The organism is Corallococcus sp. AB011P, assembly GCF_003611605.1.
GTDB classification, from domain to species: Bacteria; Myxococcota; Myxococcia; order Myxococcales; family Myxococcaceae; genus Corallococcus; species Corallococcus coralloides.
Window position 1 is genome coordinate 60202 of record NZ_RAVX01000015.1, and the last position, 22004, is coordinate 82205.

17 protein-coding genes and 1 pseudogene are annotated in these 22004 nt (G+C 70.9%); 8 read left to right on the forward strand and 10 right to left on the reverse strand.

Translation table 11 applies throughout. The features are described 5' to 3' along the window. Nucleotides 1–13 precede the first annotated feature (13 nt). From D7X30_RS29310 to D7X30_RS29320, 3 genes are all read right to left on the reverse strand, one after another. Nucleotides 14–1198: a tetratricopeptide repeat protein gene (locus D7X30_RS29310; RefSeq protein WP_120566277.1), complete on the reverse strand. Its 1185-nt coding sequence runs from the start codon at nucleotides 1196–1198 to the stop codon at nucleotides 14–16. A 223-nt stretch (nucleotides 1199–1421) separates the two neighbouring features. Then, entirely contained in the window at nucleotides 1422–2534 is a 1113-nt protein-coding gene (locus D7X30_RS29315) for an ArsA family ATPase (protein ID WP_120566278.1), read from the reverse strand. Further along, complete coding sequence (locus D7X30_RS29320; RefSeq protein WP_120566279.1) at nucleotides 2531–3451, reverse strand: ArsA family ATPase; 921 nt, start codon at nucleotides 3449–3451, stop codon at nucleotides 2531–2533. Before D7X30_RS29320 ends, D7X30_RS29315 begins: the two co-directional genes overlap by 4 nt. A 196-nt stretch (nucleotides 3452–3647) precedes the next feature. On the opposite strand from D7X30_RS29320, the gene D7X30_RS29325 reads away from it, so the two are divergent. Both D7X30_RS29325 and D7X30_RS29330 read left to right on the forward strand, forming a co-directional pair. Next, complete coding sequence (locus D7X30_RS29325; protein ID WP_120566280.1) at nucleotides 3648–3959, forward strand: hypothetical protein; 312 nt, start codon at nucleotides 3648–3650, stop codon at nucleotides 3957–3959. Nucleotides 3960–3982: 23 nt separating this feature from the next. Then, nucleotides 3983–4789, forward strand: a complete 807-nt coding sequence (locus D7X30_RS29330) for a ParA family protein (RefSeq protein WP_120566281.1) — start codon at nucleotides 3983–3985, stop codon at nucleotides 4787–4789. A 53-nt stretch (nucleotides 4790–4842) separates the two neighbouring features. On the opposite strand, the gene D7X30_RS29335 is transcribed toward D7X30_RS29330, so the two are convergent. Continuing rightward, a complete protein-coding gene (locus D7X30_RS29335) occupies nucleotides 4843–5523 on the reverse strand; it encodes a polyhydroxyalkanoate synthesis regulator DNA-binding domain-containing protein (protein ID WP_120566282.1) in 681 nt (226 codons plus the stop codon). 168 nt (nucleotides 5524–5691) lie between these two features. Here D7X30_RS29335 and D7X30_RS43470 point away from each other — a divergent pair. The 3 genes and pseudogenes from D7X30_RS43470 to D7X30_RS29345 form a co-directional block, all read left to right on the forward strand. Further along, a pseudogene (locus tag D7X30_RS43470) lies at nucleotides 5692–5790 on the forward strand (zinc-ribbon domain-containing protein); the annotation flags it as partial. Nucleotides 5791–6654: 864 nt separating this feature from the next. Beyond that, nucleotides 6655–7794, forward strand: coding sequence for a hypothetical protein (locus D7X30_RS43155; RefSeq protein ID WP_233591867.1), 1140 nt, complete (start codon nucleotides 6655–6657; stop codon nucleotides 7792–7794). Nucleotides 7795–7800: 6 nt separating this feature from the next. Further along, a complete protein-coding gene (locus D7X30_RS29345; protein ID WP_120566284.1) occupies nucleotides 7801–8592 on the forward strand; it encodes a hypothetical protein in 792 nt (263 codons plus the stop codon). Here D7X30_RS29345 and D7X30_RS29350 read toward each other — a convergent pair. Beyond that, on the reverse strand, nucleotides 8589–8813 hold the full coding sequence (locus D7X30_RS29350) for a twin-arginine translocase TatA/TatE family subunit (RefSeq protein WP_120566285.1): 225 nt from the start codon (nucleotides 8811–8813) through the stop codon (nucleotides 8589–8591). The two genes, D7X30_RS29345 and D7X30_RS29350, sit on opposite strands and share 4 nt — an antisense overlap. A gap of 119 nt (nucleotides 8814–8932) precedes the next feature. Here D7X30_RS29350 and D7X30_RS29355 point away from each other — a divergent pair, with 119 nt between their 5' ends. Further along, entirely contained in the window at nucleotides 8933–9649 is a 717-nt protein-coding gene (locus tag D7X30_RS29355; RefSeq protein ID WP_120566286.1) for a glycerophosphodiester phosphodiesterase family protein, read from the forward strand. Here D7X30_RS29355 and D7X30_RS29360 read toward each other — a convergent pair whose 3' ends face one another. The 3 genes from D7X30_RS29360 to D7X30_RS29370 all read right to left on the reverse strand — a co-directional run bounded on the left by D7X30_RS29360 (nucleotide 9650) and on the right by D7X30_RS29370 (nucleotide 15028). After that, the gene (locus tag D7X30_RS29360) at nucleotides 9650–10558 is read right to left on the reverse strand and encodes a hypothetical protein (RefSeq protein WP_120566287.1); all 909 of its coding nucleotides are present in this window, start codon (nucleotides 10556–10558) and stop codon (nucleotides 9650–9652) included. Between the two features lie 190 nt (nucleotides 10559–10748). Then, a complete protein-coding gene (locus D7X30_RS29365) occupies nucleotides 10749–14000 on the reverse strand; it encodes an MXAN_5808 family serine peptidase (protein ID WP_120566288.1) in 3252 nt (1083 codons plus the stop codon). A 227-nt stretch (nucleotides 14001–14227) separates the two neighbouring features. Then, nucleotides 14228–15028: an EI24 domain-containing protein gene (locus D7X30_RS29370; RefSeq protein WP_120566289.1), complete on the reverse strand. Its 801-nt coding sequence runs from the start codon at nucleotides 15026–15028 to the stop codon at nucleotides 14228–14230. 59 nt (nucleotides 15029–15087) lie between these two features. Between D7X30_RS29370 and D7X30_RS29375 the strand changes: the two genes are divergently transcribed. Further along, nucleotides 15088–16425: a glutamate--cysteine ligase gene (locus D7X30_RS29375; protein ID WP_120566290.1), complete on the forward strand. Its 1338-nt coding sequence runs from the start codon at nucleotides 15088–15090 to the stop codon at nucleotides 16423–16425. A 57-nt stretch (nucleotides 16426–16482) separates the two neighbouring features. On the opposite strand, the gene D7X30_RS29380 is transcribed toward D7X30_RS29375, so the two are convergent. After that, on the reverse strand, nucleotides 16483–17106 hold the full coding sequence (locus D7X30_RS29380) for an outer membrane protein (protein WP_120566291.1): 624 nt from the start codon (nucleotides 17104–17106) through the stop codon (nucleotides 16483–16485). A gap of 104 nt (nucleotides 17107–17210) precedes the next feature. Next, the gene (locus tag D7X30_RS43160) at nucleotides 17211–18812 is read right to left on the reverse strand and encodes an Hsp70 family protein (protein ID WP_233591865.1); all 1602 of its coding nucleotides are present in this window, start codon (nucleotides 18810–18812) and stop codon (nucleotides 17211–17213) included. A gap of 232 nt (nucleotides 18813–19044) precedes the next feature. Between D7X30_RS43160 and D7X30_RS43165 the strand changes: the two genes are divergently transcribed. Continuing rightward, a complete protein-coding gene (locus D7X30_RS43165) occupies nucleotides 19045–19470 on the forward strand; it encodes a hypothetical protein (protein WP_233591868.1) in 426 nt (141 codons plus the stop codon). The last annotated feature ends 2534 nt before the right edge of the window (nucleotides 19471–22004 follow it).

Consider the following 22004-nt stretch of genomic DNA (forward strand, 5'->3'; position numbering starts at 1 on the left):
CCGGCGGGGGACGCTAGCGGTGCTTCGCGCCCGCGTTGGAGGCGGGCATGGGCACGGAGACCCCTTCCGACTCCGTGTCGGCGTCCGCGTCCGCGAGCAGGAGCGTCTTCACCTTCTCCAGGCTCTGGCGGGTGCGGTCCACGAAGGCGTTCTGCGAACCGATGCGCTCGGCGGCCTCCAGCGTGCGCTCGTAGATGTTGATGGACTTGGTGAGCAGCACGCGGATCTTCTTGCGCAGCTCCTGGCGGTAGACCTCGGCCTCCTCGGCGTTGAGCTCCGGGGGCGTGGGCGAGTTCACCATGTGCTCGTGGAGGTTCTCGTACAGGGCGCCAATCTGCGCGCCCGCGGCGGTGGCCCAGTAGCCGTTGCCCACGCGGATGGAGCGCAGGTAGTGGCCCTGCGCGGACAACAGCAGCTCCGCCTTGTAGTTGAGGTCCTGCGCCAGCCCGTCGCTGCCCCGGCTGGCCTCCAGCTTCACGGCTTCGTAGTGCAGCCGGTAGATTTCCCCCACGAAGAAGTGCGCCTGCGCGGGGAAGTAGTCCTCCACCTCCGCCTTGTCCGGCAGGGCGTCATACGCGGCCAGCGCCTTGCGCAGCGTCCCTTCCGCGTCGTCGGTGCGGCCGGCCTCCACCTGGCAGATGCCCTGCTGCACCTGGGCCTCGATGCGGCGGCCCGCGGGCAGGTCCGCGCGCGCGGCCAGCGTCGTCAGGAGCTTCACCGCCTCCTCGTAGCGCTCCAGGTGGTAGAGCGTCTCCGCCACGCGGAAGGACGCGTCCAGCGCGTCGCCCTGGCCCTTCTGGGGCTCCGCCAGTTCGGAGAAGCGCCCGTAGGCGTCGTCCCACTCCTTGAGGCGCTGGTGCGCGAGGCCCGCGTTGTAGAGGGCCTGCCGGCGGTGCTGGCTGTTGGGGTGGAAGTCCACGAGCCGGCCGAAGTAGCGCGCCGCCTGCTTGAAGTCGTTGGCGGCGAAGGCGGAGGTGCCACCCGCGAAGAGCTCCTCGTCGTTGAGCTTGTCCAGCTCCAGGTCCGCCGTCACCGTGACGGGGTCGAACTCCACGACCTGCTTGTTCGCCGTGGCGTCCGGCTTCGCCGCCGCGCCCGTGGTGCGGCAGCCCGTGAGCGTCAGGCCCAGGCCCAACACGCCCACCCACAGCCACCGCCGGGCGACTCCGGCTGACTCCATCCGCTTCCTGCCGTGCATGCAGCTCGCTCCCATCCGGACGCCCACGTCACCCGGTGCGGCCCCGGACATCGACACCCCGGAGACCCGCCAGGTTCCCGGAAGTGCTCTCCAGAGTCCGCCAGTCTAATGCGGGAAGGCCTCCGGTGCTTTGTCGCCCGTCCGCCCGGCATGAACGCCGCCTCGCGCCGGAAATGCCCGGCGGCTCCGAGCCTCCGGCGCGTCACGCGGGGGGGGAGGGCGCTCAGGCGAGGACGTCGTCGCCCAGGAGGTAGCGGCCGGTGCCCCACAGCGCGGTGAGGTCGTGCACGTCCAACCCGAAGCGCGGCACCTGGATGAGGGGCGTGCCCGGACAGGCCGCGCGCAGCTGCGCCAGGCCTTCCAGGTCCTGCTGCGCCAGCACCTGGGTTTCGCGCAGCGTCTCCTCCACCTTCGCGCGCCGGGTGGGCGTCAGCGTGGCCGCGTCCGCCCACTGCGCCTGGGTGGGCAGCGGGTGCACGCGGTTCACCACGATGGCCGTCATCTCCATGCGGTTCTGCTTGAGCAGCTTGTGGAAGTGGATGGCCTCGTCCAGCCGCTCCGGGTTGGGGCTCGTCACCAGCACGAAGCCCGTCGTCTGGTCCTCCAAGAGCTCGCGCACGCCGCGGGCGCGCTCGCGGAAGCCCTCGTTCATGGAGGAGAGCGTCAGCATGAAGGAGGACAGCTCCTGGAGCATCTCCGTGCCGGTGAAGCGCGACAGCGCGCGCGTCACGTAGCTGCCGCCCAGGTTGAAGAGGGACAGGCCCACCTTGCCCGCCTTCAGCGCGGGCGTGAGCAGCCACTTGGCCGCTTCGTTGTCCAGGAAGTCCAGCACCCGGTTGGGCGCGTCCAGGAAGTCCAGCGCGTGCGCGGTGGGCGGCGTGTCCAGCACCACCAGCTCGTAGTCCTTGCTGCGGCGCAGGTCCCAGACCTTCTCCATGGCGATGTACTCCTGGCTGCCCGCCAGGGCCGTGGAGAGGGACTGGTAGAAGCGGTTGGCGAAGATGCGCTCGCGCTGCTCCGGCGGGGCCACGCGGGTGATGAGGTCGTCCCAGGTGGCCTTCATGTCCAGCATCATCGCGTGCAGGGGTGCCCTGGGCTTCACGCCCAGGCGCTCCAGCACGGACGCGGGCACCTCCGCCTCTTCGTTGCCCAGGCCGGACAGGCCCAGGGAGTTGGCCAGACGCTTCGCCGGGTCGATGGTGCACACGATGCTGGGCCGGCCATCCACCGCCGCGCGCAGCGCGAGCGTCGCCGCCACCGTCGTCTTGCCCACGCCGCCGGAGCCCACGCAGATGAGCACGCGCTTGTTCGCGAGCGCCGCTTGCAGCGCCGTCATGCTCCCGTGCCTCCCGTCACCATCTCGTTCAGGTGCCCCATCACCGTCTCCACCGCGTCCCGTCCGAAGCTCGGCACGAACAACCTGGGCACCGTGTACACCGGCGCGTGGAGGTTGCGCTCCAGCTTCGTGCCCGCGAGCACCGCCTGCGACGCGCGGTCATGGTGCGCCTGGGCCACGCGCAGGAGCTCCGGGTGGCCCGCGAGCGCCTCCAGGTCCGCCTCCGTGAAGCGCTGGGGGAAGGCCTGGTTGAGCACCGCCGCGTGCGTGCGGATGTGCACCCTGTCCCTCAGCGCGCCGTGCAGCTCCAGCGCTTCGTTCACCGGCATCTCCTCCGGCAGCGCCACCAGCACCGCGGCGGTGACGGACGGGTCCACCAACAGGTCGCGCATCTTCAGCGCCTCGCGCGTCATGGGGCCCGGCGGCACCGTCTGCAGGAGCACCTGCGGCACGCTCAGGAAGGAGATGGCGTGGCCGGTGGCGGGCGCGTCCAGCACCAGCGTGTCGTACTTCCAGCGGCCGTCCGGCAGCTTCTCCTGGAGGTGGAAGAGGATCTTCCCCAACAGCACCAATTCCTGGAGCGACGGGATGAAGCGCAGGAAGTAGCGCACCAGCCGGTTCTCGAAGACCGTCTTGTAGAGGGTCTCGAAGCGCAGGACCATCAGGCCGTACTCGCGCATGGCCTCCTGGGGGCGCACGTCCACCGCCCAGAGGTTCTCCTCCAAGAGCTTCACCTCCGGGCCCGCTTCGGGCAGCTCCAGGATGCGGCTGACGCGCTCCTGGGTGTTCACTTCACACACCAGGGTGCGCCGTCCGGCGCGCACCGAGGCCAGGGCCAGGGCGGCGGCGATGGTCGTCTTCCCCACGCCCCCCTTGCCAGAGACGATCCACAGGCGTTTGTCGAGCAGTCCGGCCATAGAGGGCGCGCGAACCGTAGGGATGGGCTCCCGGAGAGTCAACGAGAGTCCACGAGCGGAAATCCCCATTGTTGCCCTGCTTGACACGTCGCGTTGGCCCCTCCCAGAGTGCGGCGTCCTCTTCCTGACGTCCCGCCTGTCCCGACGGCCGAGTCGCCTGTTTCGTGGTGGGCCGGACCCGAACGGTTCCAAGAACATGCTCAAGAACAACCCGGTGATGAAGAAGCTCGTGGAGACGGGCGAGGAGCGCGTGGGCAAGCTCGCGCAGCAGCTGCTCTCCAACGAGAAGTTCGTGGCGGCGGTGCAGACGCTGGTGTCCCGCTCGCTCGCGGCGAAGGGGACGCTGGACGCGGCGCTGCGCACGGCGCTGTCCGCCATGAACCTGCCGTCCACGGCGGACCTGGAGCAGCTGCGCTCGAAGGTGGACGACCTGGAGCGGCTGCTCGCGTCCGTCGAGGGCAAGGTGGACACGCTGGTGTCGAACACGTCCTCGAAGAAGAAGGGGTAGGGCGCGGCAAGCCCTCAAAAGCCATGCGGCGCATCGCGTTCATCAACGAGAAGGGCGGCACCTGCAAGACGACGCTCGCGGTGAACACCGCCGCGTGGCTCGCGCTGGAGCAGCGCCGCCGCGTGCTGCTGGTGGACCTGGACACGCAGGGCCACGCGGGCAAGTCACTGGGCTTGGACGTGCGCACGCTGCCGCGCAACGTCTTCCACCTGCTCACCGACGCGGAGGTGTCCCTGGCCTCCGTGGTGCGCCCCACGGGTGTGAGCGGGCTGGACGTGGTGCCCGCGTACAAGGAGATGGCGGACTTCCCGGTGGTGGTGGCGCAGGACCCGCGGCGCGCGCACCGGCTGGCGGACCGCATGCGCGAGGCGGAAGCCGCGGGCTACGACATGGTGCTGTTCGACGCGCCTCCGTCCATGGGGCTCACCACGCGCAACATCCTGGTGGCGGCCACGGAGGTGGTGGTGCCGGTGGCGCTGACGTACCTGGCGCTGGACGGGTGCGCGGAGCTGGCGGAGACGGTGCGCCAGGTGGGCGAGGCGGAAGGCCGCTCGGATTTGCGCGTCACCCGGGTGGTGCCCACGCTGTACCGCAAGACGGCGCTGGCCACGGCCATCCTGGAGCGCCTGCGGGCGTACTTCCCGGACGCGCTCGCCGCCACGCCGCTGGGCTACAGCGTCAAGGTGGACGAGGCGCAGAGCCACGGGAAGACCATCTGGGAGTACGCACCCCAGAGCCCGGGGGCGCGGATGCTCGCGGCCATCGCGGCGGAGATTGACGGCGGGGCCCCTCCAGCGAAGCGGAAGCGGACCCGGCCGAAGGTGGCCTGAAGCGCCGGCGCCCGCTTCCTCACGGGCGCCACGGCGTTCAGGCACGGGGCACTTCAGGACTCGCTGGCGTCCTTCTTGTCGCCCTTCTCCACGGCGTCGAGCTTCTTCTCCAGCTCCTCCAGCCGCTGCGCGAGCGCCTGCATGTCGCGGCCCAGGGCGGGGAGGTTGCCGGTGAGGTTCTCCACGACCTGCTTCACGCGCTCGTCGATGCGGCGCTGGAAGTCCTCGAAGGCGCGCTGGCTGGCCTTGAGCAGCTCCGCCGGGTTGAGGCTCGCGGCGTTGCCTTCGGCCTGGGGCGCCGCGGGCGCGGCGGCGGCGGGGGCCTCCGGGGGGGCCTCCTGCAGGCTGCCGTCCTCGCGGCGCAGCAGCTTGTCCAGCCGCTGCTCGGCCTCCTCGCGGATGGAGGCCACGCGCGGCGAGACCTCCTTCTGGATGAACCCGGAAATGGACTCGCCAGGGTGGCGGATGATCTCCCGCAGCACCGACAGCGGCATCTGGTTCTTCTTCTTCTCCTCCTCGAAGATGATCTGCGCGAGGGTGACGGAGGTCAGGTCTTCCTTCGTGCGGTTGTCGACAATCCGCACTTCGGTGCCCTCCTTGATCATCGCGGCGATTTCATCGAGCGTGACGTACCGGCTCTCCACGGTGTCGTAGAGCTTCCGGTTCGTGTAGCGCTTGATGATCTTCGGCTCCTTGGTGTTGCTGGGAGCGTTTGCTTGCTCGGCCTCGCTCATGTCTGTCGTCTCCGACCCCGGCTGCGCCTTGGCATTTACTGGTTTACTTCTTGATTTCCAAAGGGGCGAACCTCGTATCAAAGGGGTTGGAAGCGAGCAAGTTACCCGGGCCCGACTCGCCGTGGTTGACGGGTGGGCCTATGCTCCAAGTCCCCCCGACCCGACCCCATGATCGTCCAGTGCGAACAGTGCCAGACGCGGTTCAAGATCCCCGACGAGAAGGTGACGGAAAAAGGGGTCAAGGTCCGCTGCACCAAATGTCAGAACACCTTTCGGGTGGCGCGTGAGCCCGCGCCAGCCCTGAGCGCCCCCCCGCCCGCTGGCCCTCCGGCCGAGCAGGCGGACCCGTTCCAGTCGTTCGGAGACGCCCCGGAGCCCACCGGGGAGGTCACCCGGCCGGGTGCCGCGTATTACGCGCCCGGCGCCCCCGCGGTGAAGTCCCAGGTCCAGTCCTGGGGTGACGTGGATGTGGACATCGACGTGGACGCCCCGCAAGCGGCCCCCGGCCGGGCCCCCGCTACGCCGGGCGCCTCCGGGGCGATGATGCCGTTCGACCCGCCCACGCCGTCTCCGGGAGTCGCGTCCCGGCGTCAGGCGGCCCCGCCGCCCCCGCCCCCGAGTCCGGTCGTGCCGGACCTGGATGACCCGTTCGCGGACTTCATGCTGGATGCCCCGGCGCCGAGCGCTCCGGTGGCCGCTCCCCGGCCGGCCGTGGCGGCTCCTCCCGCGGCGGCGCCCCGCCCGGTGCCTCCGGGGGCCTTCGCGCCTCCCGCCGCCCGCGCTGCTCCTCCCGGGGCGTTCGCGGTGGGGAACGCGGGTGCGGCCCGCCCGGCGGCCGTGGCTCCGAGCGGACCGGGCGCGTTCGCCGCGGAGGCCGCGCCTCTGGGGGCCGCGGCGCCCAGGGGCCCGGTTCCTCCAGGGGCGGTGGCTCCTTCGCCTCCGAGGGCCGCCCCAGCCGCCACTCCGGGGCGTGCCGCCATGCCTCCAGGGCCTGGTGCCGCCTCGGCCGGGGGCCCGGCACCGTCGGGCGCTGCCCCCTCGCGTGCCGCCATGCCTCCGGCGGGAGCCCCCGTCGCGCGCGTGCCTTTGGCCTCGGTCCCTGCAGGGGCGTCACGTCCCGGGGCCGAGCCCGTGGCCTCCCCGGGGCTGGCCGCCGCCGGTCCAACGGGCCTCGCGCCGGATCCGCTCTTCGACTTCCCCATCGACGCTCCGGCGGCCCCGGACGCCGCGGCCCTGCGGCACGCCGCGAACGTCGCCGCGGCGCCCTCGCCGAGCGGCGCCACGGCGGTGGGGCCGGCGGTGCCCTCGCCGGGCTTCGAGAGCGAGGATCCGTTCGCGTCCATCGACATGGCGGCTTCGTCCCCGGACCTGTCCGCCGCGCCCGAGGACACCCACGTCGGTCCGGAGCCGATGGGCGACCTGTTCGACTTCTCCGGCGCGGGGGCCTCCGGTGAGGAGGGGATGGCCGCCTCCGACACCGGCCGCGCCGCGCTGCTGGGGGACGTGCCCGCCGAAGCGGGCGCGGAGGAGCCCGGCGGCATCTCGCTGCTGAGCGACGTGCCGGCGTACGACGACGGCGACCCGTTCAAGATCACCACTCCCCGCCGCGAGGTGGTGGACCTGGCCAGCATGCGCTCCGGGCCGGCCGTCACCGTGGCCAAGCCCTCCGTCCGCATCCAGGACGTGGGCATGCCCCAGCGGCGGATGACCGGCCGCGCGCGGAAGCTGACGGGGCTGGTCCTCAACCTCGCCATCGCCACCGTGCTGGTGGTGGCCCTGGGCGCGCTGGGCGCCATGTACCTGCGCGACGGCAAGGTGGACCCCTCCACGCTGTCCCCGGACCGCCTGCGCACGCTGGTGCTGCCCGCGTCCCGCCCGTTCATCGCGAGCGACGTGTCCAACGGCCTCTACGAGACGCGCGACGGCCGCATGCTCTTCGTCGTGCGCGGAGAGGCGGAGAACCGCACCGGCGCAGCCGCGGCCGTGCGCGTGCGCGCCGCCCTCTTCGACGGAGACCAGCGGGTGCGCTCCACGGAGGGGCTCGCGGGCGCGCTGGCCACGCCGGAGGAGCTCCACGCCGTCACCACCCGCGAGGCCGCCACCGCGCTCCGCCAGCGCATGGACGCGGCGTCCCTGCCGGTGCCTCCGGGTGGCAAGGTGCCCTTCCTGGTGCTGTTCCAGGAGTTCCCCGCGGACCTTGCCGGCCACCGGCTGGAGGTGACGCTGGAGCCCATCCCCTCCGAACCCACCGCGGACCGCACGGGAGGCTGAGGCGTCATGTCCACGCTGGAGGAGGCCCGCGCGCTCGCGCGCAACCTGCACGCCCTGGGCGGGGGCGCCACCGTGCGCCGCAAGGCCGCCGCGCGCGAGCTGGCCCGGCGTGAGCCCTTCGACACGAACGAGCTCATCGGCCACCTGCTGTCGCTGTCCCGCGCCGGGCAGGCCCCCGCCACCTGCGTGCTGTCGGACTTCCTGGCCGCGTTGGACCAGGAGGCCGAGCACATCCCCCACGTGGAGGCGCTCCGGCGCATGGCCCACGTGCAGTCGCTGGAGGCGGTGGCGGACCTCTTCGCCCAGGGCCCCGCGCGCAAGGAGCTGAACGCGGACGCCGCCGCCCGCGCGGACGCGCAGGCCGCCAACCAGTCGCTGGGCCACCTGAAGCAGCAGGCCCGCCTCACGCGCGACCCGGACGTGCTGTCGCGCCTGGCCACCGTGAGCAACCCGGCCGTGCTGCGCAACGTGCTCATCAACCCGCGCCTCACCGAGGACCTGGTGGTGCGCATCGCGGCGCGCAGGCCCGCGCGTCCGGAGCCGCTCGTCGAAATCTGGAAGTCGCCGCGCTGGTCCGTGCGCCACAAGGTGCGCCGCGCGCTGGCCTTCAACCCGTACCTGCCGCCAGAGGTGGGCGCGAAGCTGGTGCCGCTGCTCTCCACCGCGGACCTGCGCGAGCTGGTGGAGGACGCGGGGCTTCTGCCCGCCCTGAGGCAGCAGGCCGCGCGCCTGCTGCTCGCGCCAGCGCCCGGCAGCCCGCCCGGTCCACTGGTGCTCCCGACAGGGGAGGAGTTCTAGGAGCGGCGGTCCTTGGAGGAGCCTTCGGTGAAGTCCGCGTCGGTGCTGCCCCGGCGCGAGTGGGGCAGGTGCTTCACGTCCACCAGGTCGTCGCCGCGCGACGCCTTGCGGAACGAGTAGACGAACTTGCCCACCGCGTTGCCCAACTGCCCCATCCGGGCGGCCGAGAAGACCACCAGCAGGATGAAGCCGAGGACGAGGAACTCTCCGGTGCCCAACATGCGTCGGACACTGCAATAAACCCACCCGCGAGGCAAGTCGCGCCACCGCGTCCGCCCCTGGACGCGCCCGCCACGCCGGCGCTGCGCACGGGGGGCGTTTGAGCGCACACTGCGCGCCCATGCTCCTGCTCGCTCACCGTGGTGCCAGCGCCGACGCTCCCGAGAACACCCTGGAGGCCTTCGCGGAGGCCGTGCGCCAGGGCGCTGACGGCGTGGAGCTGGACGCCATGGTGTGCGGCTCCGGCGAGGTGGTGGTGTGTCACGACGAGCGCCTGGACCGCCTGGCCCATCAGCCCTGGGAGGTGCGCACCACGCCCTGGTGGAAGCTCTCCCGCGCGGACGTGGGCACGCCCCTGGGCTTCGCCCCCGCGCGCATCCCGCTGCTGGAGGAGGTGCTGGACGCGCTGCCGGAGCACTTCCTGGTCAACATCGAGCTGAAGTGCGACCGCTTCGACGACGGCGGCCTGGCGGCGGGCGTGGCGCGGCTGTTGCGCGAGCGCGACCTGGCGGGCCGGGTGGTGGTGTCCAGCTTCAACCCGCTGTGCCTCTTCCGGCTGGCGGCGGTGGCGCCCACGCTGCGCCGGGGCTTCCTCATCGACCCGGACAAGCCCTGGGCCCTGCAGGCGTACGCGCTGAGCCCGCTGGTGTCCTCGCACTCGGTGCACCCCTTCCACGAGGCGTGCACACCGGAGCGCGTGGCGGCGTGGAACGACGCGGGCCTGCGCGTGGCGGCGTGGACGGTGGACGACCCCCGGCGCGCCCGCGAGCTGCGGGACCTGGGGGTGTCCTACCTCATCACCAACCGCCCGGGACGCGTGCGGGAAGCCCTGCGCTGACTAGAAGTCCAGGCCCAGCGTGGTGTTGAAGGCGAAGACGGAGGGCAGGTCGCGGCTGCCGGCGCCCTCCTGGTCGAAGCTGCCCAGGTTGGTGAGCGAAATCTCCGCGCCCAGCTGCAACACGCCGCCAATGAAGCGCGCGCCCGCGTAGAAGCGCGGGGTGAGGTTGTCGCCCGCGTCCACCCGCGAGTACGGCGCGGTGTTGGTCAGCGCGTCGCGCGAGTCGTTGCCCGCGGAGTCCGCCTGGGTGCGGCTCGGGTCGAAGTCCAGCGTGCGCGTGGTGGCGCTGACGAAGTTCAGGTCCAGGCCGCCGTAGGGCGTCACAGTCACCATGCCGCCCAGCGGGAACTGCTTGCCCACGCCGATGTCCAGGCCCGTGGTGGTCAGGTCCAGGTCTTGCGCGCCGAAGAGCTTCGTCACGTGCAGGCGCAGGCCCACGTCCGGCAGGTACGTGAAGCCCTCGTTGACGGCCCACTTCAGCTCGCCCGTGGCCGTCACCATGGCGCTCTTCTCAATCCAGCCCACGCGCCCGCCCAGCTCCAGCGAGAAGGGCAGGCCCTTGCGCACGTGCAGGGACGGCACCAGCACGGAGCCCGGCTGCGCGGCTTCCGTGGGCAGTTGCACGTCCTCCGGGAGCGACACGACGGACAGCTCCGCGTTGAACGCGAAGCCCGAGTGGCCCGTGGTGCGCGGGGGCATCAGGTTCGCGGACGTCATCACCGCGCCGTATGTGCGCGCGAAGGCACGGAAGTCCGCGCTGGCTTCCGCGAACTCGGTGTTGGTGATGACGGGAGTGGTGCCCCGGCGCTCGACGCCGAAGCGGGAAATGACCAGGTCGTTGGCGTCCGCATGGGCCGCGGCCCCTGACAGCGCCGTCGCGAGCACGAGCCACCGACTGAACGTCCGCATGGGGGAATCACGCCTCCGGGACGCATGCCGGCCAAGCGGGCGCCCACCTCCGGCGGACCCTAAATCGGCCCTCGGTGAAGCGTCAACAAAACGGGCGGCCCTCCTCCAGGGAAACGCCCCCTTTGATGGGGGACGTCCGCTGGAAGCGAGCCGCCCATGGGTCAGGCGCTCCGGGGATGACCCCGGAGGATTACTGCTGGCGCGGCTTCACCGGGGTGGTGGCCGTGGCGGCGGGCGTCGCCACCTTCTGGGCCACCTCCGCCGGACGGCGGCGGATGACCAGCGTGCGGCGGCTGGCGAACTCGGTGCTCTCGCGGGCCACCACCAGCACGTTGTTGTTGCCCTCCTTGAGCGTGAAGTCGGAGGTGAACTTCAGCGTGTTGGGCTCGCCGCCCTTGGGGTCCACGGCCTTGAAGTAGACCTTCTGGTCGTTGACCAGCACGTAGACGTCCAGCAGGCCGTTGGGGTCCTTCACCGCGCCGGAGAGGGTGAACTTGTCGCCGTTCACCACCACGCCGCCGTGGGACGGGTCCACGTCCAGCTTGATGTCCGGCGGCTGGTGCGTCGTGGTGTACGCCACCGTCTTGGGCGCCACCGCCTTGCCGGTCTTCACTTCCTTCGCGTCCTGCGTGCGCACGAAGGCGAAGCGGTCCTTCTCCAGCGCGACCTTGTAGTAGCCCTTGGTGGTGGCCTCCAGGGCCAGCGTGGCGCCCTGCGGCAGCTTCGCCACCGGACGCGCGTCCGCGGTGGGGGAGGCGAACAGCTCGGCCTTGTCGTTGAGCTTCACCAGGCCCTTCTTCGCCTCCAGCGGGGCCACGGGGCCGTCCTTCACGGGCAGCTGGAGCTTCTCCAGGACGAACTCCTCCAGGGGCTCGTCGAGGATGGCCAGCTTCAGCGGGAAGGTGTCGCCCTTGAAGCCCTTCTTCAGGGACACCTGGAAGCGCGCCGTCTTCGTCTCACCGGGCTTGATCTCCCCCAGTTTGAAGCGGCCCTTCTCGATGAAGATGTTCGCGTCGCCGCCGTTCTTGATCTGCGCGAACGAGTCCAGCGCCGGGCCCACGCCCGTGTTGGTGACGTCCATCACCACCGTGACGTCCTCGCCGCGCTGCACGGCGCCGTCGCCGTTGCACTCGGCGCAGTCATCCACCACCTGCCAGTTGAAGGCGAAGGTGGGGCGGGGCAGCTCCACGAAGGACAGCTCCGACACCAGGGTGTCGCGCAGGGCGCCGTTGTCGTCGAACAGCTTCACCTTCACGTCGTCGCGGCGGCTGGTGAGGTCCTTGGGCAGGCGCACCTGCACCTTCCAGGACTTCTTCTCACCCGGGGCGATGGCGCCGAAGAGGAACTCGCGGCGGTCGAGGAACGCGTTGTCGCTCTCCGTCCAGCCACGCACGCGCTTGAGCGGCTCCGTGCCCTTGTTCTCCACGTTGATGACCATGTCCAACTGCTCGCCGGCGGCAATCTTGGTGTCGGCGCCCGGGGAGAAGCTGGCGTCCAGCTGCACGTTCTTGGGCGTGGGACCGGGGCTCCAGTCCAGGCCGAGCGCGGCGATGGCGTTGTTGATGCGCTGCTCCTCCTCGTTGCGCTTCTGCTCCACGAACTGCTTGCCCTTGGCGAGCTGCTCGGAGCGCTTCAGCGCCGGCACCTTCAGGACGAAGTCGCGGGCGAACTGGACCTCGAAGTCCTCCTTGATCTCCTCCTGGGACTCCGCGTCCAGCTGGTCGTCCAGGTCCTCGCCCTGGCCGGCCACGTCCACGTCCAGGAGCGGATCATTCTGGCCGTGCTCCTTCTTGTCCTTGGTGCCGGTGCCCGGCTTGGCGGCGACCTTCTCCTTGGGCTCTTCCTTCTTGGCGGCGGCCTGGGCGGCCTTCTCGTCCACCTTCAGGTACTTGAGGCTGGTGCCCGGCTTCTCGCGGTCCAGCACCTCTTCGCGCTTCTTGGCGACGGTGGAGGACTCCGGGTTGCCGAAGTGCTGATCCAGGTCCGCCTCGCCCATGGACTTGCGGGGCGCGAACACGTCCACCCGGTCCGCGGTGACGCGCGTGGGCACCAGCTGGATGTCCGGCACGATGCCCACTTCCTGGATGGAGACGTCACCCGGGGTGAGGTACTTGGCGATGGTCAGCTTGAGCGCGCTGTCGTCCGGGAAGTCGTAGAGCACCTGCACGCTGCCCTTGCCGAACGTCTGCCGCCCGATGATGACCGCGCGGTCCAGGTTCTTGAGCGCGCCCGCGACGATTTCAGAGGCGGAGGCGCTGCCCGCGTTCACCAGCACCGCGATGGGGTAGTTCTCCTCGCCGTCCGCGGGGCGCGCGCGCTTCTCCTCGCGCAGCTTGTCGCTGAAGCCCACCGTCGCGACGAGGGTGCCCTTGGACAGGAACGTGTCCGACACCTGGATGGCCTGCTCCAGCAGGCCGCCCGGGTTGCCGCGCAGGTCCAGCACCAGGCCCTTGAAGCCGCCCTTGGCGTCCGCCTGCTTGCGGATGTCCGTCAGCGCGGCCTCCAGGTCGCGCGTGGTGTTGCCCTGGAAGTTCTTCAGGCGCACGTAGCCCACGCCGCCCGCGAGCAGCTTGTGCTGCACGGACTCAATCGAAATCATGGCGCGCGCCACCGTCATGTTGCGCGGCTTGTCCCAGCCGTCGCGCTCCACGGTGATGGTGATGCGGCTGTCCACCGGGCCGCGCAGCTTGGACACGGCCTCGTTGAGGTCCATGTTGACGGTGGACTCCTCACCAATCTTCTTGATGCGGTCGTCCTTCTGGATGCCGGCGCGCGACGCGGGCGTCTTGGGCAGCACCTTCACCACGGTGAGGTTGCCCTCCTTCATCTGGATGACGAAGCCCAGGCCGCCGAACTCACCCTTGGTGGACAGCTTCATCTCCCGGTACAGCTCCGGGCGCAGCAGCACCGAGTGCGGATCCAACGTGGAGAGCATGCCGTTGACGGCGGCGTACTCGATGTCGCGCGTCTCCTCGATGGGACGCATGTTCTTGGACAGGAAGTCGAACACGTCCTTCAGCGCGAAGGACATCTTCCACAGGGAGTCCACGTGGGAGATGTCGAACTCCTTCTGCTTGCCGTTGACGTTGACGTTGAGCTTGCCCGTCTCCGGGTTGCCGTCCACGAGCACGTCCGGGACGCTCTTCTCCACGTACTCCAGGGAGGCGATCATCATCTCCTTGGGCTTCACCCGCTTGGGGTCGACGTAGTTCTCCTTCACGTAGAGGATGACCTTCGTGAGGACGCGGAGGCTGTTGAGGTCGTGAGGGGCCTTCTCGCCCTTGCCGGCGGCAGGCAGCGCGCCGTCCCAGGAGTCCTGCCCCGCCTCCGCCGCTCCCACGGTGAGCGGGAGGGGCGCACGGTCACTGCCTGCGAATGCCCAGGCCCCCAACAGAACGGCGACGGCGGTGATGCGGCGGAAGATACGCGGCATGCGGTTCATCCCAGCTGGGGCGCGAGAGGCGCCCCGGGTGATGCGTGAAAAGCCCTGTGAATCCGAACGGTTCGACGTAAGCCAAGGAACCAGGCAGCGGCCGGGCAAGCCTAATCACGGCTTCCAGGTGCTTCAAGGCGTGGCGTTGTCACTAGCGACCGAGAACGTCTGCCGCAGGCAATGCGTTCCCGGGGAGCCTGGACGTACGGACACCCGGCCTCACCCTTTATTTCGCGTCAGCCCCTGGCATCCGGTGGCGGGGGCAGGTCCCCGGCCTCCCTCAGGGCCCGGTAGAGGAGGGTGCCCCCGACGATGGCCACCGGGAGGAAGAAGGTGTTGAGGATGGGAACCCACAGGAGCAGGTAGACGCCCGCGCCGAAGCCCAGGCAGAGGGCCCGGCGCTCGCGCAGCATGCGGCGCACCTGGGCGAAGGGGTACAGGTGGCGCGTCATGGGCGCGGCCAGGTGCTCCGCCGCCATCCAGAGCATGGTCCACAGGCTGGCCAGCACGGTGAACGCCACGCTGCCCAGGCCCGGCACGAAGTTCAGCGGCAGCAGCACCGCCAGCCCCAGGAAGAGCAGCGCCATGCGGGCGAGCGTGTGCAACAGCCCTGTCGTCATGCTCCGCAGGAACGAGGCGGGTGAGAGCACGGCGTCCGCTCCCGCACACTCGGCCTCGGTGGCCTCCGACACCGGGTCCTGCAGCGGGGTGAGGAGCAGCGGAGGCACCACGTTGGCGCCCACCACCCAGGCGACCAGGGAGCCCAGCACGAGCGCGGTGTGCCAGCCGGCCTGTCCGTACCAGGAGTCGGGCCGGGCCCACACGGACTCCAGGAGACCGGGGGCGTAGCGGTAGAGCAGAACGGCCAGTCCCACCAGGGTGATGGCGGTGAGGACCGCGCACAGGCTGGAGAGGAGGAAGAGGCGGCGCGAGCGGAAGATGAGCCCGAAGGCGCGGCCGAGCACGCCCACGCCCTGGAGGAAATCCGACAGACGGGGCCGGGGGGACAGGGTGGGGACGGGGGATGCAGGGCGCATGGGGGCAGGGTGCTCAAATGAGGGCAAGGCCAACGGGCCCCGTTATATAGGGCGCCCTCATGTCCCTCGACCTCAAGCGCGTGGCCTCCGAGCCCCTCACTTCCGCCGCCCCCCTGGTGGAAGAGCTTCGCAAAGGGGAGAAGCCCCGGACCCAGCACCGGCTGGGGCTGGAGCACGAGAAGTTCATCTACCCCGTGGGGTCCGCCCAACCCGTGCCCTACGAGGGACCGAACGGGGTGGGCGCCCTGCTGGAGCGCATCGCGCCGGGCGGCTACGAGCCCTTCCGGGAGACGCCCCAGTCGCCAGTCATCGCGCTGCAGCGCGGGATGGCGGCCATCTCCCTGGAGCCGGGCGGGCAGTTCGAACTGTCCGGCAGCCCGTTCCGTACGGCGCGGGAGGCGCACCAGGAGAACCTGGAGCACCTGAAGGAGACGAAGGCGGCGGCGTCCGGCTTGGGCCTGCGGCTGGTGGGGCTGGGCTACCGGCCGGTGGGCACGACGGGCGAAATGCCCTGGATGCCCAAGACGCGCTACCAGGTGATGCGCCGCACGCTGCCGGAGCGCGGCCGGCTGGCGCTGAACATGATGCTGATGACGTCCACCGGGCAGGTGTCGCTGGACTGGGCGGACGAGGCGGACTGTGTGCGCAAGACGGTGGCGGTGGCGCGCCTGTCGCCGCTCCTGGTGGCGCTGTACGCCAACAGCCCGCTCCTGGAGGGCAAGCCGTCCGGCTACATGTCCTTCCGCAGCCGCGTCTGGGAAGAGGTGGACCCCACGCGCTGCGGCTACCTGCCGTCGTGGTTCGACGGCTCGTTCTCCTATCAGGCCTATGTGGACTGGGCGCTGGACGCGCCGCTCCTGTTCCTGCGCCGCGAGGGCGAGTACCGCCACCCGAAGCTCACCTTCCGCCAGTTGATGAAGGAGGGCTACGAGGGCAAGCCGCCGGACATGGGGGACTGGACGGACCACCTGTCCACGCTCTTCCCGGAGGTGAGGCTCAAGAAGGTGCTGGAGGTGCGCGGCGCGGACAGCGCCAGCGCGGCCATGACGGGGGCGCTGGGCGCGCTCTGGCGCGGCATCCTCTACGACGCGCAGGCGCTGGAGGAGGCGGAGCTGCTGCTGCCGCGGCTGACCTTCACCGAGCACCTGGCCTTCCACGACACCGCGCGCCGCGAGGGCCTGGCCGGGAAGCTGGGGCCGCGCGAGCTGCACCGGCTGGCCGGGGAGATGGTGGCCATCGCGAAGCGGGGGCTGCAGCGGTTGGACCCCGAGGACGCGCCGCTGCTCGCGCCGCTGGAGGCGGTGGCGGCTTCGGGCCGGTCTCCGGCGCAGGCGGTGCTGGACGCGTGGAAGGAAGATCCGCGTCCGGAAGTGCTGATGACGCGCTTCGAGCTGTGAGGATGTGATGCGTCCGCGGGGGCGTGAGTCCCGCGGACGCGGAGCCGGGGCGGCGGGTTAGAAGCGGCCGCCCACGGTGAGGTTGCCGTTGAAGAGGTTGCCCTTGGCCTCCTCGGTGGTGCCGGGGATGGTGGTCAGGTCCTCGCCACCGACGAGGCGGTAGGTGGCGCGCACGCCGGCGGACAGGTGGCCCAGGCGGTATTCGATGCCCGCGGCCAGCGGCAACTCCGTCTGCCAGTCATTGCCGTAGATGGGCGCGGAGCCCGAGGACGCGTGCAGGAAGCTGAGGCCGAAGCCCGCGCCCACGAAGGGGTGCCACTTGTGGTCGACGACGGGGCCGAGCTTGCCCATGAACGTGCCGTTGTTGCGCCAGATGTGGTTGCCGCCGCGGACGCGGGCGTCATCGATGGGGATGTTCTGGCCTTCGTACCCGACCTCCACGCCGATGTACTTCCAGGGCTGGGCATTGGCGTTGATGTTGAACAGCCCGCCCACGCCCGTCTCGTCGCCCAGGTCGCCGGTGAAGCCGCCCAGGCCCACGCCCACGTCCAGGCCGGCCGTGGCGTCCTCTTCGCTGAAGCTGAGCTTGCGCGACACCTCGCTCGCATCCATCGCGAGGGCCGGTCCCGCCACGCATGTGCCGGCCACCACCAGTCCTGCCACCATCGAAGTGCGTTTCATGACCAGGTTCCTCCTGCTTGAAGTGTGGGACCTGGAATGGAAGCTGGGACGGGAGGGCCGGGCAGCGCACCCGCCCTGTGGACGGAGCCAGGAGGCCGAGGGCCTCAGCGCCGGCCGAAGAGCTTCTTCAAACCGGAAAGCAGGCCGCTTGGCCGGGCTTCCGGTTCGGTGTGGAAGGGCGAGCGGGCGATGAGTGCATCGCGGGAGGCGTCGTCCAGCTCCTCCTTCGCGAGCGTTACCGGCTGCCGCTTCGCGCCGGGCAGGGTGGCGCTGAAGGCGAGGGTTCCGTCGGTGGACAGCTCCAGGTGCACCTCCACCTCGCCGGGGCGCTCCACGGTGAGGGTGAGGGCGCCGAGCCATTCATTCTCCGTGGCGGTGGCGGCGGTGCCCTGGAAGAAGGCGAGCGCCAGCGGACCGGGGACGGTGATGGGGATGACGAGCGTCTTCGCGGTGGGCAGGCGGGTGTTGCGCTCCAGCACGCGGCGGAAGGTGCCCGCGTCCTCGGCGACGCCGATGGGGGCGGTGAGCACTTCCGAGACGCTGGCGGCGGGCTTGCCGGTCTCCGACAGCAAGAGCGCGTGACCGAGCAGCGCGGCGCCGCGCACCACGGCGGTGCGGGCGTCCACGCCGTCGTCGCGCACGGGCACGCCCAGGCTCTCCTCCAGGCGGCGGCGCACGAGCGGTGAACGGGACTGGCCGCCCACGAGGAGCACGGCGTCCAGGCCTTGAGGGGACAGGGCGTTGGACTCCAGCACCTCGCGGGTGACGGAGACGACGCGCTGGGCGAGGTCGGCGGTGAGGGCCTCCACGCGCTCGCGGTCGAGCTTGGGGCCAGGGCCCGTGGGCAGGGTGACGTCCACGCTGTCCTGGGTGGAGAGGGTCTCCTTGGTGGCTTCAGCGACGGTGCGCAGGGGGCCCCAGTCGAGCGGGTGTTCGGGGCGGGGGTGGCCCTGTTCGGCGAGGTCGCTGATGAGCGCCTCGGCGATGCGGGCGTCGAACTCCATGCCGCCGAGGGTGGGGTCGCCGCCGGTGGTGACGACTTCCAGGTCGTCGCCGGTGACCTGCACGACGCAGACCTCCAGGCCGCCGCCGCCCAGGTCCACGACGAGGACGCGTTTGCGAGCGAGACCCCGGCCGTGCGCGTACGCGAGCGCCGCGGCGGCGCTGTTGGTGAGCACTCGGGGCACGTCCAGGCCGGCCATGGTGGCGGCTTCGCGCAGGGCGGCGCGCTGGCGCTCTGTGAAGTGCGAAGGCGCGCAGAGCACGGCGCGCGTCACCTTGCGGCCCAGGTGCGTGGTGGCCGCCTGGTGCAGTTCGCGCATCAGCATGGCGGTGAGGAGGGTGGGCGCGACGAGGCGGCCATCGAGCTCCACGCCCGCGTCACCCTGGCGGTCGGTGGCGACGGGGAAGGGGAGCTGCGGGGAGAGCCAGCGCAGGTTCGGGGAGCGGGCGCGCACGCCGAGCAGGCGCTTGAGGCCGGTCGCGGCGTGGCGGGGTTCGCGGGCGGCTTCGACACGGGCGGCGGCACCGACCAGGAACTCTCCGGCGCTGTTCACCGCGATGACGGAGGGAAGGCCCGCGCCGTCCGTGCCGGGGATGGGGATGGGCGTGGCGACGCCGTCGATGAGCGCGGCGACGCGAGCGTGCGAAGTGCCCACGTCGATGCCGAGCACGACCTCCGCCGCCGCGGGCGGGGTGACGGGCACGGCGGGAGCCAGGTCGAAGAGCGTGCGGCGGCGGCTGCGCGCGGTGGCGGCGCTGCTCTGTGTGTCAGCGGGAGGCGGCGGCGCGGGTTCGTCGGTGCGCGGGGGCTGGGGCGCGGTGGAGGGTTGTGACGAGGCCGGGAGGACAGGTGCGGCGGCTTCGGTGGAGCGCGGGGATTCTGTCGCGACCGATGCTTGAGGACGCGGCTGTTCCGACGCCGCGCTGATGGGAGCGGTGGATTCGCTGGAGCCCGGGGAGGCTGCCGCGGTCGACGGTTGTCCCGACGCCGCGCTGATGGGAGCGGTGGATTCGCTGGAGCCCGGGGAGGCTGCCGCGGTCGACGGTTGTCCCAACGCCGCGCTGATGAGTGCGGTGGATTCGCTCGCGCGCGAGGAATCTGTCGCTGCCGAGGCTTGGGGATGCGGCTCCTCCGAAGCCGCGCTGATGGGGGCGGAGGCATCGCTGGAGCGCGGGGACTCTGGCGCGGCCGAGGCTTCGGGATGCGACTGTTCCGAAGTCGCGCTGATGGTTGCGGCGGCGTCGTTGGAACGCTGGGATTCTGTCTCGGCCGATGATTGGGGATGCGGCTGTTCCGAAGCCGCGTTGCTGGGCTCGGCGGCTTCGCTGGCGCGCGGGGATTCTGTCGCGGCCGATGCTTGAGGGGGCTGGGGTTCCGACTCAGCGCTGACCGTCGCGGTGGCTTCGCTGGAACGAGGCGGCTGCTCCGTGGCGGATGCCTGCTGCGAAGGCGTACTGACCTGTGCGGTGGTTTCGCTGTCGGGTGCGGGCTGTTGCTCCGAAGTCGAGCTGTCCGCACCGGGGGCTTCGTTGTTCCGTGTGGGCTGCTCCGCGGCGGATTCCCGCGGCGATTGCTCGTCGGCCGGGCTGACCAGAGTGGTGGCTTCGTTGCCGCTGGGAGCATTCGCCGCGGAGTGCGGTGTGGCTTCGCCCGAAGCGGCCGGTGACGCGGAGGCGCTGGTGGAAACCTGGAGGGGCGCCGATTCCTCGACGGGCGGCTTCGTGTCGGAAGCGAGCGCATTCGAGGCGTCCAGGGCCGCCGGGGTGGACACCGTCGGAGGCGGGGGCTCTTCGGGTGTCACCGTGGCCGGTGCTACCGGGGATGCGGACCGCGTCTCTTCATGGGACTCCGCAGCCAGAACCGAAGCGAGTGCCTCATCGTGCTCTGGCGCTTGGACCGACGCCGATTCGAGTTCGGGCGAAGCGTCCACCGCGGGAGCAGCCACTGCTGGGGGCGTGTCTTCGGATGCAGAGGGGGCGGAGGATCCGACGAGCGCCGTCCATGCATCCTCGGTCGGCAGCTCGACCACGACGACTGTCGATGCGTCCTCTTCTTCCAGCGGAGGCGCGGAGACGGGCTCGGGCACATGGTCCGAACTCGCAGTAGGCGCGACCGTTGATGTCGTGATGGCTTGCGTGTCGCGCTCGGGCTCGTCGGTGTCCGTGGCCCCGACAGCTTGTTCAAGCGCCGCGCTGAACGGATCCACATCCTCCGTGTCCGTGCTGAGCGCGCGCGGAAGGGAGTCCGGGTCGATGCCCCATGCGCGAAGGCGTTCGGCCTCCCGTTGGCTCGGCGTCGCGAGTGGCTCTGGAGGAGGAAGCGTTTCCTTCGTAGCCTCTTCCACTGCGTCGGAACCCGGAGCATCCGCCGGACGGAGTTCCTCCTGATGCGTCGTCGCCTGGCGGAAGTCTTCTACGGCGTCGGCGTCCGTGACCGCCGAGGAGGCCTCTGCTGGAGGGAGGGGCTCCTCAGTCGAGCCAGCGCCTGCGTCGAAGTCCGGGGCGGCCGAGAAGTGCTCCGCCGGCGGATGCGCTGCTTCGGTATCGACTCCCTCGGCATCGGAGTCCGACACAGCCCGAGCATCGTGTTCTTCCGAAGGCAACGTTGCCGCGAAAGAGGCTCCCTCGGTGTCGGAGTCCTGAGCCGTCCACTCACTGCTCGCCTCCGGATGGAGCGGTTCGTGGGCGCTGACGGCGTCGGAGTCCGAGGGAGCCCAGTCGCGACTCTCTTCGGGAGGGAGCGTCGCCTCCGCGGCGCTTTCCGCCGCATGGGAGTCCGGTGCGAACGAGGAACCGGGCTCCGCGGGTGCGGGGGCCGCCTCCGGCTCCATGCTGAGGTCGACGTCGAAGTCGAACGCCGGGTCGGAGTCCGCCTGCGTCCCACCGGACACGGCTGCTGCTTCCACGCGTGCCGGTTCTGCTTCGCCTGGCGTGTCCGCGAACGCGGAGGCCGTGTCGCCAGTCTCCTCCGTCGCGTACTCAGCGCTCCACCCGGAGTGCTCGGGAGCGTGCGCGGCTCCGAGCACGGCGTTCGGATCAAACGCGTCCACTGACGCGGGAGTGAAGTGGTTCGCGGATGCTTCGCCCGCGTCAGGAGCGCCAGATGCCTCGGGTTCCGGCGGATGCGCTTCGTCCTCGCGTGCATCCGGAACGGAGGCGTCCCCATCAGACACCGCGGCCTGCGCTTCCACGCGACCGTCATCGACGTCCGGAGCAGGTGGGGCATCCGCTGTGCTCGGAGTCGAATCCCATGCAGGGGCGTCAGTGAATGAAGCCGTTGCGGCGTTCTCGGCACCTGCGGGTGCCTCCCAACTCGAAGCTTCCGCACGCGCTGCATCGGCCGCAGATGAGTCGGCCAGCGCGTTCGTCTCAGCCTCGCCCGCGGAAGCCTCAACCTGCTGTGGATCCTCGGGAGGCTCCGGCGCCCTCACGGCCGCGAAGGTGCCGGTGGTCGCGGGCCTCCGTTCCCCGGCCTGGACTCCGCTGGACGCACGAGTCGCCGGCTGGACCGTGAACATTTCCTGGGTCGCCCGTTGTGCCTCCAGGCCGACCGGATGCCTCCGCGGCTTCCGCGGAAAGTCCACCGCCGGCAGCAGTGGCGCCAGTTCCTCTTCCTCGTCGACCGCGTGCTCCGGAAACAGCGACACCGGCTCATCCGGTTCAGCCAGGTCCGGCGGCGGCTCCTCGACGGGCAGCTTCACGGCCGGCAACGTCATGGACGCCTTCGGCGGCGCGGCGCGCGTCCTCGGTTCCTCGAGGGCGACCTTCGCCGGAGGCTCCACCGGTGCCGGCGCCTCGCTGCCTGACGCAGGCCGTGCCGGATTCACAGCCGGGGTTCGTCGCACCAGCCCCGGCGGCGCCACCTCCGTCCCACTCCGCCGCGCGACGATGCGATC

What these genes read in the sequence shown, in the direction of transcription:
- D7X30_RS29320 (WP_120566279.1), bottom strand. Translation starts at nt 3,451, where the DNA reads ATGGCCGGACTGCTCGACAAACGCCTGTGGATCGTCTCTGGCAAGGGG.
- D7X30_RS29335 (WP_120566282.1), bottom strand. Translation starts at nt 5,523, where the DNA reads ATGAGCGAGGCCGAGCAAGCAAACGCTCCCAGCAACACCAAGGAGCCG.
- D7X30_RS29370 (WP_120566289.1), bottom strand. Translation starts at nt 15,028, where the DNA reads ATGCGCCCTGCATCCCCCGTCCCCACCCTGTCCCCCCGGCCCCGTCTG.
- D7X30_RS29375 (WP_120566290.1), top strand. Translation starts at nt 15,088, where the DNA reads ATGTCCCTCGACCTCAAGCGCGTGGCCTCCGAGCCCCTCACTTCCGCC.
- D7X30_RS29350 (WP_120566285.1), bottom strand. Translation starts at nt 8,813, where the DNA reads ATGTTGGGCACCGGAGAGTTCCTCGTCCTCGGCTTCATCCTGCTGGTG.
- D7X30_RS29355 (WP_120566286.1), top strand. Translation starts at nt 8,933, where the DNA reads ATGCTCCTGCTCGCTCACCGTGGTGCCAGCGCCGACGCTCCCGAGAAC.
- D7X30_RS29365 (WP_120566288.1), bottom strand. Translation starts at nt 14,000, where the DNA reads ATGAACCGCATGCCGCGTATCTTCCGCCGCATCACCGCCGTCGCCGTT.
- D7X30_RS29360 (WP_120566287.1), bottom strand. Translation starts at nt 10,558, where the DNA reads ATGCGGACGTTCAGTCGGTGGCTCGTGCTCGCGACGGCGCTGTCAGGG.
- D7X30_RS29310 (WP_120566277.1), bottom strand. Translation starts at nt 1,198, where the DNA reads ATGCACGGCAGGAAGCGGATGGAGTCAGCCGGAGTCGCCCGGCGGTGG.
- D7X30_RS29380 (WP_120566291.1), bottom strand. Translation starts at nt 17,106, where the DNA reads ATGAAACGCACTTCGATGGTGGCAGGACTGGTGGTGGCCGGCACATGC.
- D7X30_RS29325 (WP_120566280.1), top strand. Translation starts at nt 3,648, where the DNA reads ATGCTCAAGAACAACCCGGTGATGAAGAAGCTCGTGGAGACGGGCGAG.
- D7X30_RS29330 (WP_120566281.1), top strand. Translation starts at nt 3,983, where the DNA reads ATGCGGCGCATCGCGTTCATCAACGAGAAGGGCGGCACCTGCAAGACG.
- D7X30_RS29345 (WP_120566284.1), top strand. Translation starts at nt 7,801, where the DNA reads ATGTCCACGCTGGAGGAGGCCCGCGCGCTCGCGCGCAACCTGCACGCC.
- D7X30_RS29315 (WP_120566278.1), bottom strand. Translation starts at nt 2,534, where the DNA reads ATGACGGCGCTGCAAGCGGCGCTCGCGAACAAGCGCGTGCTCATCTGC.